Source organism: Abyssogena phaseoliformis symbiont OG214, from assembly GCF_016592595.1.
Classification (GTDB): domain Bacteria; phylum Pseudomonadota; class Gammaproteobacteria; order PS1; family Pseudothioglobaceae; genus Ruthia.
The window spans coordinates 61772-80736 of the sequence record NZ_AP012977.1; the positions used below are offsets into that span (position 1 = coordinate 61772).

17 protein-coding genes are annotated in these 18965 nt (G+C 38.2%); all 17 read right to left on the reverse strand.

Translation table 11 applies throughout. The features are described from left to right. Positions 1-21: 21 nt before the first annotated feature. Positions 22-1476 carry an NADH-quinone oxidoreductase subunit NuoN gene (gene nuoN, locus CVPH_RS00335; RefSeq protein WP_201341598.1) on the reverse strand — a complete coding sequence of 485 codons (1455 nt, stop codon included), beginning with the start codon at positions 1474-1476 and terminating at the stop codon, positions 22-24. Positions 1477-1479: 3 nt separating this feature from the next. Continuing rightward, positions 1480-2985: an NADH-quinone oxidoreductase subunit M gene (locus CVPH_RS00340; protein WP_201341599.1), complete on the reverse strand. Its 1506-nt coding sequence runs from the start codon at positions 2983-2985 to the stop codon at positions 1480-1482. 2 nt (positions 2986-2987) lie between these two features. Beyond that, positions 2988-4949, reverse strand: coding sequence for an NADH-quinone oxidoreductase subunit L (gene nuoL, locus CVPH_RS00345; RefSeq protein ID WP_201341600.1), 1962 nt, complete (start codon positions 4947-4949; stop codon positions 2988-2990). Between the two features lie 276 nt (positions 4950-5225). Beyond that, complete coding sequence (locus CVPH_RS00350; RefSeq protein ID WP_201341601.1) at positions 5226-5444, reverse strand: DUF4160 domain-containing protein; 219 nt, start codon at positions 5442-5444, stop codon at positions 5226-5228. 2 nt (positions 5445-5446) lie between these two features. Continuing rightward, positions 5447-5752, reverse strand: a complete 306-nt coding sequence (gene nuoK / locus CVPH_RS00355; protein WP_201341602.1) for an NADH-quinone oxidoreductase subunit NuoK — start codon at positions 5750-5752, stop codon at positions 5447-5449. Next, a complete protein-coding gene (locus tag CVPH_RS00360; protein WP_201341603.1) occupies positions 5753-6364 on the reverse strand; it encodes an NADH-quinone oxidoreductase subunit J in 612 nt (203 codons plus the stop codon). It lies immediately after the preceding gene. A gap of 9 nt (positions 6365-6373) precedes the next feature. Next, a complete protein-coding gene (nuoI, locus tag CVPH_RS00365) occupies positions 6374-6865 on the reverse strand; it encodes an NADH-quinone oxidoreductase subunit NuoI (RefSeq protein WP_201341604.1) in 492 nt (163 codons plus the stop codon). A gap of 13 nt (positions 6866-6878) precedes the next feature. Next, positions 6879-7952, reverse strand: coding sequence for an NADH-quinone oxidoreductase subunit NuoH (nuoH, locus tag CVPH_RS00370; RefSeq protein WP_201341605.1), 1074 nt, complete (start codon positions 7950-7952; stop codon positions 6879-6881). Next, positions 7952-10207 carry an NADH-quinone oxidoreductase subunit NuoG gene (gene nuoG / locus CVPH_RS00375; RefSeq protein WP_201341606.1) on the reverse strand — a complete coding sequence of 752 codons (2256 nt, stop codon included), beginning with the start codon at positions 10205-10207 and terminating at the stop codon, positions 7952-7954. The genes nuoH and nuoG overlap by 1 nt, the downstream gene beginning before the upstream one ends. Positions 10208-10211: 4 nt before the next feature. After that, positions 10212-11480 (reverse strand): NADH-quinone oxidoreductase subunit NuoF, encoded by a 1269-nt coding sequence (gene nuoF / locus CVPH_RS00380; RefSeq protein WP_201341607.1) that lies wholly within the window; start codon positions 11478-11480, stop codon positions 10212-10214. Then, positions 11477-11950: an NADH-quinone oxidoreductase subunit NuoE gene (nuoE, locus tag CVPH_RS00385; protein ID WP_201341608.1), complete on the reverse strand. Its 474-nt coding sequence runs from the start codon at positions 11948-11950 to the stop codon at positions 11477-11479. The genes nuoF and nuoE overlap by 4 nt, the downstream gene beginning before the upstream one ends. Before the next feature lie 190 nt (positions 11951-12140). Further along, positions 12141-13394, reverse strand: coding sequence for an NADH-quinone oxidoreductase subunit D (locus CVPH_RS00390; RefSeq protein WP_201341609.1), 1254 nt, complete (start codon positions 13392-13394; stop codon positions 12141-12143). 1 nt (position 13395) lies between these two features. Next, a complete protein-coding gene (locus CVPH_RS00395) occupies positions 13396-14010 on the reverse strand; it encodes an NADH-quinone oxidoreductase subunit C (protein ID WP_201341610.1) in 615 nt (204 codons plus the stop codon). Further along, the gene (locus CVPH_RS00400; RefSeq protein ID WP_201341611.1) at positions 14010-14489 is read right to left on the reverse strand and encodes a NuoB/complex I 20 kDa subunit family protein; all 480 of its coding nucleotides are present in this window, start codon (positions 14487-14489) and stop codon (positions 14010-14012) included. Before CVPH_RS00400 ends, CVPH_RS00395 begins: the two co-directional genes overlap by 1 nt. 3 nt (positions 14490-14492) lie before the next feature. After that, positions 14493-14849, reverse strand: a complete 357-nt coding sequence (locus tag CVPH_RS00405) for an NADH-quinone oxidoreductase subunit A (protein WP_201341612.1) — start codon at positions 14847-14849, stop codon at positions 14493-14495. 109 nt (positions 14850-14958) lie between these two features. Continuing rightward, positions 14959-16383, reverse strand: a complete 1425-nt coding sequence (gene tldD, locus CVPH_RS00410; protein ID WP_201341613.1) for a metalloprotease TldD — start codon at positions 16381-16383, stop codon at positions 14959-14961. Then, positions 16380-18848, reverse strand: coding sequence for a YhdP family protein (locus CVPH_RS00415; protein WP_201341614.1), 2469 nt, complete (start codon positions 18846-18848; stop codon positions 16380-16382). Before CVPH_RS00415 ends, tldD begins: the two co-directional genes overlap by 4 nt. Positions 18849-18965 lie beyond the last annotated feature (117 nt).

Below are 18965 nucleotides of genomic sequence, written 5' to 3' on the forward strand. Positions count from 1 at the left end.
AATCTTAAGATAAGAACTGGCTTAGAATAGTGACAGTGCTAATTTCATCCAAAAATCTGGGAACAAACCAATTGCCAGTATCAAGGTGGCATTGATTGACAAAACTAACTGCATATCTATTGATGCGTGAATGGTTATATCTTTGTCAGTTTCATCAAAATACATGGATTTAATAATTTGTAAATAATAATAAGCACTAATAACAGCAAAGATAACAGCAAAGACTGCAACCGTTATAAATCCTGCTGATATTACTTGTTGAAGGATGAAAAATTTGGAATAAAAACCAACCAATGGTGGCACACCTGCCATAGACAGCATGATAATTAGCATCATCAGTGCAAACCATGGGGAATGTTTACTAAGCCCCTTAAAGTCAGAAATTTGATCAACTTCAAAGCCTTGCTTGTTAAGCAGGATAATCATGCCAAACGCCGCTAAACTCATCAGCACATAAACCAACATATAAAACGTGGCCGCACCATAACCCGTTAGCGTTCCAGTGACAAAACCAAGCATGATAAAACCAACGTGCGAAATGGTTGAATAAGCCAACATGCGTTTGATGTTGGTTTGCATGAGTGCAACAACAGAGCCTAGTGCAATGGATAAAATAGACAATACCATGAATAAATCTGACCAATAGGCATGCATACTGCCCAAGCCATCAACCAAGATGCGCACCAACATCGCAACTGCTGCAATTTTAGGCACGGTTGCGATAAACAGTGTGACTGAAGTTGGCGCGCCTTGATAAACATCAGGCACCCACATATGAAAAGGCACAGCGCCTAATTTAAAAGCAATACCAATAACCAAGAACACTAAGCCAAAATTAATAATCAGTGTTTCTCTTGGGGCAAGGCTAGCATTGGATGTAAAACTAGCAATGTCGCTAATATTAAGACTGCCACTAATGCCATAAATCATACTCATGCCATATAACAACAAACCTGATGCAATTGCGCCTAGGACGAAGTATTTAAGTGCTGCCTCAATGGCATCTGCCCTTTCGTGTGCAATAGCAATAAGTGCATACAGTGACAAAGATAAGATTTCTAGGCCTAGATATAAGGTTAGTAGACTGTAGCCCGATATCATCACCATCATGCCTAGTACTGACAACAAAACTAAAACAAAATACTCCCCCCTAAAAAGGGAATGCGCTCTTAAATAATGACGCGAGTAAACCATGGCAACTATGGTAGCACCCATCATAAATACTTTAAACACGGATGCCATGTTGTCCAACATGAACGAGCTGCTAAAAATGATTGTTTGAGGGCGGTTAATTAAATTAAATGCCAGTAGTCCAGTGATTAATAAACTGAGTTGGGTTAAATAATAGGTAACTTGCTTAAAACGCTTGTCTAAGAACAAATTTAGCAATAAAATGACCACAATCGCACTGAGTAAAAAAATCTCTGGTAGAGCAATCCATAAAGATGATGCGTAAAATTCGATGATATTATTCATAAGTTAAAGTTTAGACGTTAAGGCTTGATGTAATAAATGTTCAATTGAGGTGTGCATTAACTCAATCACTGGTTGTGGATACAAGCCCATAGCCAATACTGCCACTGCCAAAATAGCAAGGATTGAAAATTCACGAGCATTAATATCTTTTAGGGTTGTTACAGCAGGATTGGTAACAGCGCCCCAAAACACTCGTTTTACCATCCATAATGTATACGCTGCACCTACAATAAGTGTGCTTGCGGCTAATACGCCGTACCAGATATTTGCTTGAATGGCGCCTAGGATGACCATAAACTCTCCCACAAAACCTGAGGTGCCCGGCAGGCCTGCATTGGCCATTGCAAACAACACAGCAAAGCCTGTGAATTTGGGCATAGAATTAATAACACCACCATAAGTTGATATTTCTCTTGAATGCAAGCGATCATATAACACGCCTACCACTAAGAACATAGCGGCTGAGATAAAACCATGTGAAATCATTTGTACCATGGCACCTTCAAGACCCAATAACGCACCTTCTATTGCATCTGGATCGTAAGCTAAAAATAAGGTGAATACACCCAATGTTACAAAACCCATGTGTGAAATTGAGGAATAGGCGATGAGCTTTTTCATATCGCGTTGCACCAGTGCAACAAAACCAATATAAACAATGGCAATGAGGGATAACACAGCGATGATTTCTGAAAATTCTAATGAGGCATCAGGTGTGATGGGTAGTGAAAAACGGAAAAAACCATAGCCACCCATTTTTAGCATGATTGCTGCTAGAATAACAGAGCCACCTGTTGGCGCTTGTACGTGTGCATCTGGTAGCCAAGTGTGCATGGGAAACATGGGCACTTTAACCGCAAATGCCATAAAAAATGCCCAGAAAATATAGCTCTGCTCCGCTAAACTTAATTCCAAATTGTGCATATCAAGGATTGAAAATGAGCCGCCTTTGTTATACATATAGATGAGCGACACCAGCATAAATACCGAACCTAAAAAGGTGTACAAGAAAAACTTAATAGAGGCATACACGCGATTGTTCCCGCCCCAAATACCAATAATCAGCAACATAGGGATTAATGACGCTTCCCAAAATGTATAAAATAGAATGGCATCTAATGAGGAAAACACGCCAATAATCAAACCCTCCATCATCAAAAAAGCTGCCATATAATGGGCGCACCTTTTGGTGATTACCTCCCAACCTGCCACAATCACCAAAATTGTTGAGAAGGTTGTCAGAATAATCAGCGGCATAGAAATACCATCTACACCAATATGATAATGAATGTTAAATTGTGATATCCAAGAGGCTTTTTCAACAAACTGCATCAAATGTGTTGATGAATCAAAACCTGTGTAAAGGCTTAGTGACATCATAAAAACAAGTATTGAAATGATGACACTCACCCAACGGGCTGTATTGGCACGATTATTGCTAATAAAAATCACTAATACGCCAGAAAAAATCGGCAACCAAATTAGTAAACTAAGTAGCGAATTTTCCATAATTAAAGCTCAAGTAATGGGTTATCGCCTGCAAATAGCACCCAAGTTAAAATAATTAATAAACTAAAAATCATAAAAAAAGCGTAGTGATAAACATAACCTGTTTGAATGGGGCGTACAATTTTGCCAACCAAGCCAATGAGTTTTGCGCTACCATTAACCAGTATCTTGTCAATCAAGCCAGCGTCAGACACCTTGTATAAAAGGCTGCCTAGTTTCTTAACACCGCTGACAAAAACAATATCGTTAAAACGATCAAAACCGTACAAGGATTTAAGCACGTAGTTGGTACGGCGGCATTTATTTTGTATCCAATCAGCCCATTGTGTTCTATAAATTGAAAAAACCCAGGCGGTGGCAATACCACCTACCATCATCCAAAATGGCAAGGTTTGTATTGCGTGGGGGATCATTGAAGCTGCGTCACGGAATTCGCGATTTAACTCAGCCATAGAGGCGTGACTTGAGGCAATAGTAATTGCATTATCTAGCCAGCCATTAAACAACATAGGTTCAATCGTTAAATATCCAATCACTAAGGACGGAATGGCCAAAGCAATGAGTGGAAATGTCATTGAAGGTGCGGATTCATGTAGGTGTTTAGCGGTATGTTTATCCACCCTAAACTCGCCATGAAACACCAAAAAGAACATTCTTAGTGAATAAAAGGCAGTAATGAACACCCCTGCCACTACTGCAACATAAACCCAACCTGCATATGGTAATGATGAAAAGTGCACGGCTTCAATAATCATGTCTTTTGAGTAAAAGCCTGCAAAACCTGGAAAGCCGATTAGAGCCAACGTGCCAATCAGCGCAGTCCAATAAGTAATTGGCATTTTTTTGCGCAATCCGCCCATCTTGCGAATGTCTTGCTGATGATGCATGGCAACAATGACTGAACCTGCGCCTAAAAATAATAATGCTTTAAAAAATGCATGTGTCATTAGGTGAAAAATTGCCACTGAGTACGCACTCACACCTAATGCAACTGTCATATAGCCTAATTGTGACAAAGTTGAATAAGCCACCACTTTTTTAATATCATTTTGCACAATGCCGAGCAACCCCATAAACAAAGCAGTAATCGCACCTACAATCATAACGACCGTTAGAGCGACATCACTTAGTTCAAACATGGGCGACATGCGCGATACCATAAAGATACCTGCCGTTACCATGGTTGCTGCGTGAATTAGGGCTGAAATTGGCGTAGGACCTTCCATTGATCCTGGTAGCCAAACATGTAGTGGCACTTGTGCAGATTTACCCATTGCACCAATAAATAATAACAGGCAAATAATAGTAATAAGGTCTAAGCCCCAAAGCTGTTGGTTCATTGTTTTATCAAGACTTGAAAACACTTCCATATAATCTAATGAGCCACTAAATGCCAATACCAAGCCAATACCTAGTAAAAAGCCAAAATCACCCACACGATTAACCAAGAAGGCTTTAAGGTTTGCTTGTACTGCGCTTTCTTTATGATGCCAAAAACCAATTAATAAATATGAAACCAATCCAACCGCTTCCCAGCCAAAGAAAAGCTGCATAAAGTTATTGCTCATTACCAACATAAACATTGAGAACGTGAACAGCGAAATATAACTAAAAAACTTCGTATAACCTGCATCGTCATGCATATAGCCAATGGTATAAATATGCACCATAAGTGAAACAAAGGACACCACCACCAACATCACGGATGTTAAATTATCAATTAAAAAGCCAACACTGACGTTTAGATTATTAATTTGCATCCAAGTGTAGAGATTTTGATTAAAAACTTCGCCCTGCTCTAAAACGTGATAATTAAACACATACAAAGACAATACAGTTGAAATCAATACGCCTAAAATAGTCAGTACATGTGTGGCTGTTTTGCCAAACACGGTGCCAAAAAATCCTGCAAGGATTGCGCCTACTAAGGGTGAGAGTGCAATTGTTAAATAAATATTTTCCATGCTTTATTGATTGTTAATATCGTAAATAATCGTATTAGAGCTAAAATCTTGTCCATTTTTCCATTCTATGCCATACACAGTACTAAAATAGTCTTTATTTTTAAGCTATTTAAATGCATGCCCATTTAAATAGGGCTTTACATCAAAAACACCATTGATGGTTTGCATTTGGATTTTAATACAATAGTTATCTAACGGTTTTATGTTTAATATTTGTTCCATTTTTTATCTAAGTGGTTTAATTTTAAAGACGTCATCACCTTTGGATGCTAAATTCTAATCTGCTATTAATTCTTCTTGATGAATTTCCATCCAAGCTTGAACCAATTTTATCTTTTTATTAGGAATTGGGCCACTTAAAATTTCCCCAGTTTCAATCTCAAAACTGGCCTCAAATTCACCGTATTCTGCATGAATATGAGCAACACTATGTTTGCCTTTATCGTAAAAATATAGGCGAATGATAATTCCATAAAACATTGATATTACTGGCATGTCTACCCTTTTAAACTGTTAGTAACATCAACACTAATAGAGCCACGGTTTCTGAATAATAAGGTCAAAATCGATAAACCAATGGCAACCTCAGCTGCTGCTACCGTCAAAATAAAAAACACAAAGATTTGCCCCGCCTCATTGCCTAAGAAATGTGAAAAGGCAACAAAATTGGTATTAACAGCAACCAAAATTAACTCTACACACATTAACAGTGTGATGATATTAGTACGATTAACAAAAATACCCACCAAGCCAATGCAAAAAATAATACTGCTTAGTATTAAATAATCACTCAAACTGACCATTTATTTATTCTCCTTACTAGGCGAGGTGATTGAAACAAGCCTTACCCTATCTTTGGCCTGAACATTCACTTGCTCAGAAATAGATTGTTTTTTACGACTGGTTTTATTTCTGTGTACCAAGGTAATAGCGGCAATGATTGCAATCAATAACAACACTGCGGCAAGCTCAAATGGATAAACATAGGTGGTATAAAGCTGCATTGCCAATACCGTAATATTGCTATAATCCGCATTGTGACGCACTGGACTACTGAACACGTCTAGCCCAAATTGATTAGCGCCTAGCACCAAACTCATCTCAGCAACAATAATAGCGGCAACAATAAGCCCCAACGGTAAATAGCCTGTAAATTTTGCCCTGAGTGTTGATTTATCGATATTAAGCATTTTAATTACGAATAAAAACAACACCATGACCGCACCAACATAAACCAAAATCAAAGTAATGGCTAAAAATTCAGCCTCCAGTAAAATCCAAATACTGGCGGCACTAAAAAATGCCAGCACCAAAAATAAAACTGCCTTTGCTGCATTACGTGAAAAAATCATCGCCAAGGAACTGGCGATAAACCAAAATGAAAGAATATAAAATATTATTTGTTCGGAGTTCATACTCTACCTTTATTTATACTTAGCGTCTTCAAGCCTAGCTTGGCTAATGGCTTGTTCATTTTGATCACCTACTTCCAAAAGACGCTCCTTAGTCATAATACTACCTTGTCTTGACTCAAATGCATAATCAAAAATTTGTGTCTCAACAATCGCATCAACAGGACAAGCTTCTTCGCAAAATCCGCAAAAAATGCACTTAAATAAATCAATATCATACACAGTAGTGCGACGTGTGCCATCATCACGCATTTCAGATTCAATGGTAATGGCATTCGCCGGACAAACAGCTTCGCACAATTTACAAGCAATGCAACGCTCTTCGCCATTTGGGTAACGACGTAGTGCATGTAAGCCCCTAAAACGTGGCGATATCGGCGTTCTTTCTTCTGGGAATTGGACGGTAATTTTTTTATTAAAAAGTTCTTTTGCCGTAATTTTCAGCCCAGTGCGTAACTCGCTTAGGGTGAAATCTTTAACCAATTTACTTATTTTTTTAATCATAAGATGTGCTTATTTAAAACCATGGTCCTAATTTTAATTGGGTCATTAACGCCACAACAAATATCCAAATAATGGTGATTGGTAAAAACACTTTCCAAGACAAGTGCATAATTTGGTCGTATCTAAAGCGTGGAAAAGTGGCGCGCACCCATAGGTATAAAAACATAAAAAAGGTCGTTTTTACCAAAAGCCACATAATACCTGGCACCCAAGCAAATGCGCTTTCAAGATAAGGAATGGCTTCAAAAGGAGAATGCCAGCCACCAAAGAACATCACTACAGCAAGTACCGCCATTAAAATCATATTGGCATATTCTGCTAAGAAAAAGACTGCAAACGTCATGCCTGAGTATTCAACATGCGTGCCACCAACAATTTCTGACTCACCTTCCACAACATCAAAAGGTGCGCGATTGGTTTCTACAAGGGCTGAGATAAAAAAGATAATCATCATTGGAAATAAGGGGATAAAGTACCAATGAACAATGCCGCCTTGTTGTGCTTGAACAATGGTGTTTAAGTTGACACTGCCAGCAATCATCACAACTGTTACCAATGCAAAACCAATGACAATTTCATATGAGACCAACAAAGATGCACTTCTAAGTGCACCTAATAGTGGGTATTTGGAATTAGACGCCCAGCCTGCCAAAATAATGCCGTAAACCCCAATAGAGCCAATCGCCAAAACATACAACAAGCTAATATCTAGATTAGTAACATAAATACCTTCATCAAATGGAATCACTGCCCATACTGCAATGGCAGGTGCGATTGCCAACACAGGCGCTAATAAAAATAGATAAATATTTGCCTTAGTCGGAAAAATTATTTCCTTGGTCATTAGCTTTAAAGCATCAGCAATGGGCTGCAACCAGCCTTTTGGACCAACACGATTAGGCCCGATACGTAATTGCATATAGCCAATCACTTTGCGTTCAGCGTAAGTGAAATAAGCCACCACTAACATCAGCGGCATCACCAAAGCAATTGCCTTAATCAAAATAATCAAAATACTAGCTACTGTGCCATCAAGCCAAGGAATAAGCGTATGTAGCATTTGTACAAATGCTTGCCAAAGTTCCATTACGCTTGCTCCTGAGTGTTAGTTGCATGATTGGCATTAATAAATACACAATCATCTGCCACTGCACTAGTAATCATCATGGGCACCCCTAAATATTTATCATTGGCTGATAAACCTAATGTTTCAGCACTTGCTGGGTTCATGCAAGCGCTGTTCATTTGTCCGATTTTGGTTTTTTGCAATGCACTACTATGTCTTAATACAACATCAATGCTGTAAGGTGAACTCTGCCAAATTGTGCTAATGCCATTATGCTTACTGGTAAGATTGATATGCTCATCATGGATATGTTTTGTATGTGGTTGATGAGATATTTCAGCCACAATCTGAGTAGGGTTTGTATAATGAAAGCCTGGCAATTCTAATAAATCAGCCATGACTTTTAAGACTTTCCAAGCAGGTTTAACTTCATCTGGCGCTTTAACTGCTGCTGTGTAGGATTGTATATCGTTGTTAATATTAAGCTGCGTTCCTGAGGTTTCATAAATACTGGCAATCGGAAAAATAACATTTGAATAGCCAGCAACGACGTCGTCTTTAAAACTATTTAAAGAAATTACAAAAGTATTCTCTTTTGTGAAGGCTTTAACAGCTGCGTCTAAATCATGAAAATCGTACTGCGGATAAATGTCTAATAAAATAAAGCCGCGCATATCAGACGCAAGCATTGTATTAACATCCATGCCAGAGTTTTGCGGCACAAACCCAACCAAATTAGCCGCTATAGTGTTTGCTGTTATACTTAAATTAAGAGTTTTACTATTGGTATTGTGAGCAATTTGGGTGATTAAACTAGCAATGGTTGAGGCGTCTTCATTATTGACAATATGTTCGCCTAAAATAATAACCGAACTGCTAGAATTTAATAACTTAGAGGCTATATTGTTAGCCACTTCATCAACCTCAATAGCTGCCAAATAGCCAGGTAACTCTTGGACATTGCTGGTCATGATTGACTTAAGCACACCTGCTAATGTCAATGCTATTTTGTTTGGCGCGGTAATATTTTCAGTATTAAGCGGGTAGTTAAAATCAAACGCCATTACATTTAATGCATCAATGTCGGCACCTTTTTTTGTGGCTTTGCGCAAACGATGATTAATCATGGGTTGTTCTAATCGAATATTAGCACCGACAATAAGGGCGTAATCTATCTTTTCTAATGCATCCAATTTAATGTTTGAATCAAGTGCAATAGTGTTGTTTAAGTTTTTAACATTTAAACGATGGTCGATATTGTCACAACCAACTTCTGTTAGGATTTTTTTCAATAAAAAAAGCTCTTCCATGGTCGCTGTACTTGATGCTAAACCACCTAATTGATTGGCTTTTTGATGCTTTAAAACATGACTATTAAGCCCTTTTACAGCATAATCCAATGCCACTTTCCAGCTTACTTGCTCCCATTGTCCTTGGACTTTAATTTGAGGTTCTAATAATCTATTTTTATGTGCTAAGCCTTCATACGAAAAGCGATCACGATCAGAAATCCAAGTTTCATTAACCCAATCATTATCGGCAGACACAACCCGTTTAACCTTGCCTTTGTAAGTTTGTACAAAAAGATTTGAACCCACTAAATCATGTCTTGCAATGTTAGGCATTGAATTCATCTGCCACGACCTTAGTTCATATCTAAACGGCTTAGAAGTGAGTGCACCGACTGGACAAATATCAATCATATTGCCTGACAATTCAGATTGAACGCCTTCTCTCAAAAACGGCTCAATCTTTAAATGCTCGCCTCGTCCAGTACCACCCAACTCCATTGTGCCAGCAATTTCTAAACCAAAACGCACGCAACGCGTGCAATGAATACAACGTGTCATATCTGTTTGAATGAGTGCACCAATATCACTATCTGGTACGATACGCTTGCCTTCTGAAAAACGAGAAACATCTGAACCATATTCAACAGCCACATCTTGCAACTCACATTCACCACCTTGATCACAAATTGGGCAATCAAGCGGGTGGTTAATGAGTAAAAATTCCATCACTGCCTTTTGACTGGCTTTGGCTTTGTTATTTTGTGTATGGACTTTCATGCCCTCATTTACAGGCGTAGAACACGCAGGCTGAGGTTTGGGCGCGCCTTCCACATCCACCAAACACATCCGACAAGAGGCGGCTACTGAGAGTTTTTTATGATAGCAAAATCTTGGCACACTAATGCCTTCTCTATCAGTGACTGAGATTAGCATTTCACCTGTTTTGGCGCTAACTATTTTGCCATCAATTTCAATATCAGTCATCGAATTATCTCTTCACCATTGATTTGCCATGCTTAATATAATGTTCGAATTCTGCTTTAAAATTACGCAAAAAACTTTCCACTGGCATTGCTGCAGCGTCGCCCAGTGCGCAAATAGTATTGCCCATAATTTTATCTTGTACCCCTAATAATAAGTCAATATCGCCCTGTTTACCATTGCCATCAATAATGCGTTTTAATACGCGATATAGCCAGCCTGTACCTTCACGACAAGGGGTGCATTGTCCACAAGACTCATCGTAATAAAAATGCGCCAATCTTGTTAATGTTTCTACCATACAGGTTGACTCATCCATAATAATGACTGAGCCTGCACCAAGCATTGAGCCAGCACGCTCAATGCCATCATAATCCATGGTCATGTTCATGGCAACTTCTGCGGTGAGTACTGGCGTTGATGAACCGCCTGGAATCACGGCTTTTAACTTAGCACCATCACGCACGCCACCTGCCATCTTGAGTAAATCTTTAAAAGGTGTGCCCATAGGCACTTCAAAATTTGCCGGGCTTTTAACATGGCCTGAGACTGAAAATAACTTACAACCACCAGAGTTTTCAACCCCAATATCTGCAAACCACTGTCCGCCACGGCTTAGAATTTCAGGCACACTTGCAAAACTCTCGGTATTGTTAATCGTAGTGGGTTTGCCAAACAATCCTACATTAGCAGGGAATGGTGGCTTAAACCTAGGCTGACCCTTCTTACCTTCAATAGATTCTAACAAAGCAGTTTCTTCGCCACAAATATAAGCGCCTGCGCCTAGGTGCGTGTATAAATCAAAATTAACTGAACTGTTGTTAATATTTTGACCCAGTAATTCTGCCTCATAAGCCTCTTTTAATGCATCTTCAAAGCAATAAAACGGCTCCATAAATTCACCGCGGATATAATTATATCCAACACTGGCATTCATGACAAAGCCACCAATTGCCATGCCTTCAATCACGGCATGTGGATTAAACCTTAAAATATCTCTGTCTTTACAAGTGCCCGGCTCACCCTCGTCTGAATTACAAATCACGTATTTTTGCCCATCAGAATGGCGTGGCATAAAGCTCCACTTAAGTCCAGTGGGAAACCCAGCACCACCACGACCACGCAAGCCTGAGACTTTAAGCTCATCAATAATGTATTCAGGTGTTAGTTCGCCTTTTAGGATTTTGCGCCAAACTGAATAGCCGCCGCTGGCTTCATAAGTCTTGAGCGAGTAGCATTCGTTTTTGGTCAAATTTTTAAAGCAAACTTCGTTCATTTGAGATTGTCCACAATTTGATCAATCTTATCAGTGGTAAGGTTTTCAAAATATTCATCATTGATCTGAAACATTGGCGCACCCACGCAAGCACCTAGGCATTCAACTTTCTTAACACTAATCAAACCATCCGCAGTTATTTCACCCGTTTTAACGCCTAATTTATTTTCCAGATGTTTAATTAAATCATCAGCACCATTCAACATACATGAGATATTATGGCAAAAACGAATCACATGTTTACCGACTTTTTTATGATTGTAATTTTCATAAAAAGTCGCCACTTCTTGAGCGGCAATGCCTGGCATATCTAAATAATCAGCCACTGCTTGAATGGTATCAGCACTCAATCTATTTTCATTTTCTGCTTGAACAATTTTTAAGGCTTGCATAACGGCGGAGCTTTGTCTGTCTTTTGGATATTTTGAAATCCAGACATCAATTTGTTTTTTTGCTTTATTTGAAATCATAATTAGTTTAATTTGAATTCATTTAAAAAAGATGACTGAATATTTTTCAAATTTAATACATTTATCATAAGAGGTAAGTATTTTGCTTTTTTGCAAGGCATACGAAAGAAAACACGAAGAAGTATAGCTGGTACATGTGACCAAGTGTTTTCTGAGTATAACGCCACGGAAAGGAAAAAGACGAAGCCTCTCATCGGTCTATTTCACCAAATACAACATCTTGTGTGCCAATAATAGTCACAACATCTGACAACATATGCCCTCTTACCATTTCATTCATAGCAGCTAAGTGCGCAAAACCAGGTGCTCTAATTTTGACTCTGTAAGGCTTATTGGCGCCATCAGAAATCAAATACACACCAAACTCGCCCTTGGGATGTTCAACAGCACGATACACTTCACCTTCTGGCAAACAGTAACCTTCAGTAAACAATTTAAAGTGATGAATTAAAGACTCCATGTCATCTTTCATATCAATACGTTTTGGGGGCGATACCTTGTGATCACCACTCATGACTGCACCCGGGTTTTCTTGTAGCCACTTAACACATTGTTTAATAATATGGTTTGATTGGCGCATTTCTTCCATGCGTACTAAATAACGATCATAACTATCACCTGTTACGCCCACTGGAATATCAAACTCTAATTGGTCATAAACCGCATAAGGTTGGTTTTTTCTCAAATCCCACGCCACGCCAGAACCCCTAAGCATAGGGCCTGTAAACCCTAGTTGTTTGGCACGATTGGCAGAAACAATGCCAATATTTACCAAGCGTTGTTTCCAAATACGATTGTCTGTTAATAAGTCATCATACTGTTTGATGCTTTTAGGGAATTGCCCAACAAAATTAGCAATAAAATCTAACAATGAGCCTTGACGATTTTCATTCATGGCTTTTAATTCTTTATCCGTACGAAAACCTGATGCTAAATATTGTGGCATCTTATCTGGCAAATCTCGATAAACACCGCCTGGGCGGTAATAAGTTGCATGCATGCGTGAGCCTGATACTGCCTCATAACAATCAATTAATTTTTCACGCTCACGAAATGCGTATAAGAAAATACTCATCGCACCCACATCAAGTCCGTGTGTGCCTAACCACATTAAATGATTAAGAATTCGAGTAATTTCGTCAAACATCACCCGAATGTACTGAGCACGCTCAGGCACTTTGATGCCTAACATGGTTTCAATTGCCATAACATAAGCATGTTCGTTGCACATCATTGAAACATAATCAAGCCTGTCCATATAACCAATTGATTGATTGTATGGCTTTGATTCTACTAATTTTTCTGTACCACGATGCAACAAGCCAATATGCGGGTCAGCACGCTCAATCACCTCGCCATCAATTTCTAAAATAAGGCGCAAAACACCGTGTGCTGCAGGATGTTGAGGGCCAAAATTAAGGGTATAGTTGCGAATTTCAGCCATTTTATTTTCTGATTACCCTTGGTACATTAATATTTGGCTCAATACTCACTTTTTCATAAACCACTCGACCTAAGTTTTCATCATAACGCATTTCAACTTCGCCAATCATGGGGAAATCTTTTCTAAGTGGATGACCTTTGAAACCATAATCAGTCAAAATCCGGCGTAAATCTGTGTGATTTTCAAACAAAATGCCCATTAAATCAAAAGCCTCACGCTCATACCAATCAGCAGATGCCCAAATATCGGTGACTGACTTAATAATAGGTTCGGACTCATCAACAAATGATTTCACTCTAATGCGTTTGTTTTTACTCACGGATAACAAGTGATACACCACAGCAAAACGTTGCTCATGTCTGTCTTTTGAACCTTGATGATTGCGCCCCCTGGAAAAACCAGAAGCGCTGGCATTGCCATTCCAATCTGATTGTCCATAAGTTAAATAATCAACGCCGCATAAATCTATTAATGTGTCAAAAGAGAAAAAATCTCTTAATTTCAGACAGGTTTTAATAATATCCTGAGAATCAACTGTTAAAGTCAACTCGCCGAAAGCTTCCACCAAATGGTGCTCGCTAAAAACCTCAATTAATGATGCTTTTAAATCTTGCATTAGGTTCTTGCAATGGTGTTAGTACGACGAATTTTATCTTGCAGTTGCATAATACCATATAGCAATGCTTCTGCCGTTGGCGGACAACCGGGCACATAAATATCAACGGGAACAATACGATCACAACCCCTAACGACTGCATAAGAGTAATGATAATAACCACCGCCATTTGCACACGAACCCATAGAAATTACCCATCTTGGTTCAGGCATTTGGTCATAAACTTTGCGCAAAGCTGGCGCCATTTTGTTGGTGAGTGTGCCCGCTACAATCATTAAATCTGATTGGCGTGGCGTGGGTCTAAAAACAATACCAAAACGGTCTAAATCATAGCGAGAAGAGCCTGCTTCCATCATCTCTACTGCACAACATGCTAAGCCAAAAGTCATCGGCCAAAGTGAACCTGTTCTTGCCCAGTTAATAACGCTGTCAAGTGATGTGGTTACAAAACCTTGTTTCATTAAGCCTTCAATTGCCATTAGCTATTCCCATTCAAGTGCGCCGTTTTTCCACTCAAAAATAAAGCCCACGATCAGTAAAAATAAGAAAATACTAATCGCGATAAAGCCAAACCAACCAAGTTGGGACTGGACTACCGCCCACGGAAAAACAAAGGCAACTTCTAAGTCAAACAAGATAAATAAAATAGCCACTAGATAGTAACGTACATTGAAATACATACGCGAATCATCAAAGGCAGGAAAGCCACACTCAAATTGAGTATTTTTTTCTTCATATGGTTTGCTTGGCCCTAGTAAATAACCAATTAACATTGGTCCAACACCAAACGCAAGCCCTAAGAAAATAAAAACAATGATAGGTAAATAGTTTTCTAACACCTAATTTCTTCCAACCCCTCAAAAAATAGAATTCTGAATATTATATCTAATTTAATCAATCATTTCACCTATAACCAACAAATACATCTAGAAGCTCATAGAGGCTCAATTACGCATTAACCTCAGTACCACCCACGGTTAGTTGGTCTATTTTTAAACTGGGTTGACCAACACCTACGGGCACACTTTGACCATCTTTACCACACACGCCAACGCCATTATCAAGTTTCAAATCATTGGCTACCATGGATATTTTCTTTAACACCTCATCACCAGAACCTATTAGTGTCAAACCTTTAACAGGGTGCATAATTTTTCCATTTTTAATAAGATAGGCCTCGTTAGCACTAAAAACAAACTTGCCTGAAGTAATGTCAACTTGGCCACCACCAAAATTAAGCGCATAAATACCATTATCAACAGAAGCGATCATATCCTCTAAAGAATCCTGTCCGTTTAGCATATAAGTGTTGGTCATTCTGGGCATGGGAATATGAGCATAAGATTCGCGCCTGCCATTACCTGTTGACACTGTATCCATTAACTTGGCATTCATTTTGTCAAATAGATAGCCTTTTAAAATGCCGTTTTCAATCAACAACGTATTTTGTGTTGGCGTGCCTTCATCATCAATTGTCAAACTGCCACGCCTATTTTCTAAGGTGCCATTATCAACAATGGTGCATTTATCACTGGCTACTTGCTCGCCAATTCTGTTGGTGAATACGGATGATTTTTTACGATTAAAATCACCTTCCAAGCCATGACCAATGGCCTCGTGTAATAATACCCCTGGCCAGCCAGAACCCAATATGACCGGCATATTTCCAGCAGGTGCGTTTTTTGACTCCAGCGCTACTAACGCCTGTCTAATGGCTTCATTAACATAAATTTCATCCAAAGCATGGGCAATAAAATATCGATAATCATACCGACCACCACCACCACTTGAAGCGGACTCAGTTCTACCATTGTGTTCAACAATAACACTCACACTAACACGTACCATCGGGCGATAATCTTTTTCAAATACGCCATCAGTTGAAGCGATTAACACTTCGCTAAACCCACCAGAAATTGAAGCACTGACTTGCTTAACTTTAGGCTCTTTTCTAGCAAGCATATCAATTCTATTTAGAAAATCAACCTTTTCTTGCGAAGAAAAACTACTGAGTGGGTTCGAGCCGTTATATCTAGCAACTTGTGGAACGGATTGAAAGACCTGAATTTTTCCCATGCCAGTTTGAGTCGATATTCCCTTGGCAAAATCAATGGCTTTTTCAATCGCCTTGAGGTTTAAATCATCTGAATAAGCGAAGCCAGTTTGGTCAGAACTCACAGCTCTAGCACCCACGCCATGATTAATGTGATAAGTACCAGATTTAACAATACTTTCTTCTAAAAACCAGGATTCGATTACCGAATGCTGGAAATACAAGTCTGCATAATCAGTACCCTTAATTGCCAAAGAAGACAATAAAGTGGTTATTTTTTCTTGGTTTAGATGATGATTATCTAGTAGTTGTTCAATCATAATACGGTTGATACATTTTCAATAATAGGCTCATGCCATGGACCTGTTATTTTATATTTAAATTCAACAACTTTATTAACAATCTTATTAATCAACTTACCTTTAAATAACATTTTATCCGCCAGCCAAACCCCCAAACCTGCCAAGCCACCACCAGCCAAATAAGTGGCAATCGGCACAGCATCACTAATGGCGGGTAATACTTTTGCTTCTAAATGATAGTCTTGTTTAACGATATCACTTGAGCCTGTTAAGTTAATCGTGCTTGAGCTTGAGTCAAGTTTAAAATGGCTAATGGTTGCCATAGAATTATGAATAGAAATTTGTGCATCAATCGTATCATAAGCAAACCCCTTGCTAACCAAATCAGTAACATTTAATTCTAAACGCTTGGCAATAGATTTAATATTAAGCAGTGATAAAACTCGACCAATATTAGGGTCTTTGTCGGTAAATACACCTTCTTTAACTTTCATTTTAATCAAACCACTGGTGTCTTTAAAACTCATGTTCCATGGCGCGCAATTGCAAAATAGACGCACGTCAAACTCAAATTGACCACCACGAACTTTCTCTTTGATGTTTAATTTGTCAAGAAATTCACTCAATTTACTACCTTTTGCTTTGGCAGTGAGTATGGTTCTACCATCAACCCAAGCACCATCAAAACTAAGGTTTTGACTACCCACACCTATACCTAAAAATTCTAAATTAATGATTTTAAGTACCTTATCTCGCGACTCAAGTATGGCACTAAAATCAGGCAGCTTGCTTTCACCCACTTGCATGCCCTGTACACTTAAATGCATACTGGGGAAATCCTTTGTCTGAATATCCCAGTTGCCTTTTATTTTGTCTAATGCTGTTACTTGGAGGTTTATCAGTTTCACTTCAGGTAAAGTACCCTCATTTAGTATAATTTTTATATCAGTTTTTAACGTATCGGACTTAACATTTGCTTGCCATGATTGATCCAAATATTTAGCCAAATAAAACTCAAAATTATCACTACTGTTGGTAAGCCCTACTTCAAATAACGCATTTGAAGTGCTATTTTGATGATTAGAATTGATGCGAATATTAAATGATTCACCTCGAATATTGCCCACGCCTTTTGAAGTAATTTGATTATTATGTAATGCCAATTGTGCATCATAGTTCTTAACCACAACTGCATCACTTAATGTTGTCAAACGATTGTTTTGAATACTCAAATCAATATCCAATACTGGCTCTGTTTCATCCAGTGGTATGATTAAATCTACATTGCCTGAAATCTTACCCGATAAACTAAATTGCCCGAGCACATCATTCACATTATCATTCAATGGTGCATCTTTTAAAAACTGAGTTAATATCTCACTTCGAGTGTTAATTTTACCAACGATGCTAATCTCTGACTTGTCTTTACTCATGTCCAGCATTTGAACTTTCATACCTTGCAAAGGCATGTCGTTTAACGTAGTATGATTAACCATAACTGTGATTTTTCTACCATCAATAGCAATATCTGCATCTAATTTTTTAAGACTTTGCCAATCAGTATTAAACAGTAATTCGGTATTGCTTAAGTGTGCATCAAATTTTATCTTTGCTGGCAGTTGTGTTGAAAGATTTTTCTTGATATTGATATTGATATTATCCAATTCACCTGCTTGAAATGCATGCTTAATCCATTGATGAGTGGCCTCACCTATCAATGCTATAGGTAAATAATCACTAATATTAATCACATTCATGCGCTGGATAAGGCCACTAAATTGGATAAAATCAGCACCTTGCTGGTTATACAGTTTAAGGCTTGACAATAGTTCAAAATCATTGCCATTTAAAGTAATTGGCAATGTTAAAAAGCCATTTTGATTAGTCTTAGTGCCAGATAAGGCAATCGTAATGTTAAGGTGTTTAGTACCAATACTCTGATTAGGTATTGTTAACAAGAATTGCATCCCATCTCTTTTAAGCGTCAATGGTGCAATTTCAACTGTATCTTTAATAAAAGTTTTATTAATATGCAAAGATTCAAAAAAAGACAGTTCTTCTAACATATCAAGTGAGGCCATATTTTTAATGTCGTCTATACTAAAGTCATCAGGATTAGAATAAAGCATCAAGGTGTCAATATAAATTTGGCTAGGATGATGAATATCATCAAATAAACTTAACAGATCGATATGCCAAGATAAGTTTTTAATCATAGCCATTTTCTGAGCCTCACTAGACGCAATGGAAATATCATGCACTTTTAAAGTAATGCCTTTATTTTTAAAATTAAAGGTGATTTTATACAGCTGAACATCAAGCCCAGTTAAGCTTAATAATTGAGTCTCAATCGGTGCTTTGAGTAACATTGGAAAAGTGACAAAAAATCCCACTACTAATACAACAATGAGCGCAAATATAACACTAACCCAAGTGCTTATTTTTAATACTTTAATACCACTTAAGCGTGTTTTTTTAATCATTTTTTGATACTTATTACTGACTTGGCAGTATAATGTTTTCCTTCGGAAATTATAACTTATTTTTACGAACGGGCTATCTATCGATATTGACACAAAGCTATATTAAAAAAAGGAAAA

What these genes read in the sequence shown, in the direction of transcription:
- nuoN (WP_201341598.1), bottom strand. Translation starts at nt 1,476, where the DNA reads ATGAATAATATCATCGAATTTTACGCATCATCTTTATGGATTGCTCTA.
- CVPH_RS00340 (WP_201341599.1), bottom strand. Translation starts at nt 2,985, where the DNA reads ATGGAAAATTCGCTACTTAGTTTACTAATTTGGTTGCCGATTTTTTCT.
- nuoL (WP_201341600.1), bottom strand. Translation starts at nt 4,949, where the DNA reads ATGGAAAATATTTATTTAACAATTGCACTCTCACCCTTAGTAGGCGCA.
- CVPH_RS00350 (WP_201341601.1), bottom strand. Translation starts at nt 5,444, where the DNA reads ATGCCAGTAATATCAATGTTTTATGGAATTATCATTCGCCTATATTTT.
- nuoK (WP_201341602.1), bottom strand. Translation starts at nt 5,752, where the DNA reads ATGGTCAGTTTGAGTGATTATTTAATACTAAGCAGTATTATTTTTTGC.
- CVPH_RS00360 (WP_201341603.1), bottom strand. Translation starts at nt 6,364, where the DNA reads ATGAACTCCGAACAAATAATATTTTATATTCTTTCATTTTGGTTTATC.
- nuoI (WP_201341604.1), bottom strand. Translation starts at nt 6,865, where the DNA reads ATGATTAAAAAAATAAGTAAATTGGTTAAAGATTTCACCCTAAGCGAG.
- nuoH (WP_201341605.1), bottom strand. Translation starts at nt 7,952, where the DNA reads ATGGAACTTTGGCAAGCATTTGTACAAATGCTACATACGCTTATTCCT.
- nuoG (WP_201341606.1), bottom strand. Translation starts at nt 10,207, where the DNA reads ATGACTGATATTGAAATTGATGGCAAAATAGTTAGCGCCAAAACAGGT.
- nuoF (WP_201341607.1), bottom strand. Translation starts at nt 11,480, where the DNA reads ATGAACGAAGTTTGCTTTAAAAATTTGACCAAAAACGAATGCTACTCG.
- nuoE (WP_201341608.1), bottom strand. Translation starts at nt 11,950, where the DNA reads ATGATTTCAAATAAAGCAAAAAAACAAATTGATGTCTGGATTTCAAAA.
- CVPH_RS00390 (WP_201341609.1), bottom strand. Translation starts at nt 13,394, where the DNA reads ATGGCTGAAATTCGCAACTATACCCTTAATTTTGGCCCTCAACATCCT.
- CVPH_RS00395 (WP_201341610.1), bottom strand. Translation starts at nt 14,010, where the DNA reads ATGCAAGATTTAAAAGCATCATTAATTGAGGTTTTTAGCGAGCACCAT.
- CVPH_RS00400 (WP_201341611.1), bottom strand. Translation starts at nt 14,489, where the DNA reads ATGGCAATTGAAGGCTTAATGAAACAAGGTTTTGTAACCACATCACTT.
- tldD (WP_201341613.1), bottom strand. Translation starts at nt 16,383, where the DNA reads ATGATTGAACAACTACTAGATAATCATCATCTAAACCAAGAAAAAATA.
- CVPH_RS00415 (WP_201341614.1), bottom strand. Translation starts at nt 18,848, where the DNA reads ATGATTAAAAAAACACGCTTAAGTGGTATTAAAGTATTAAAAATAAGC.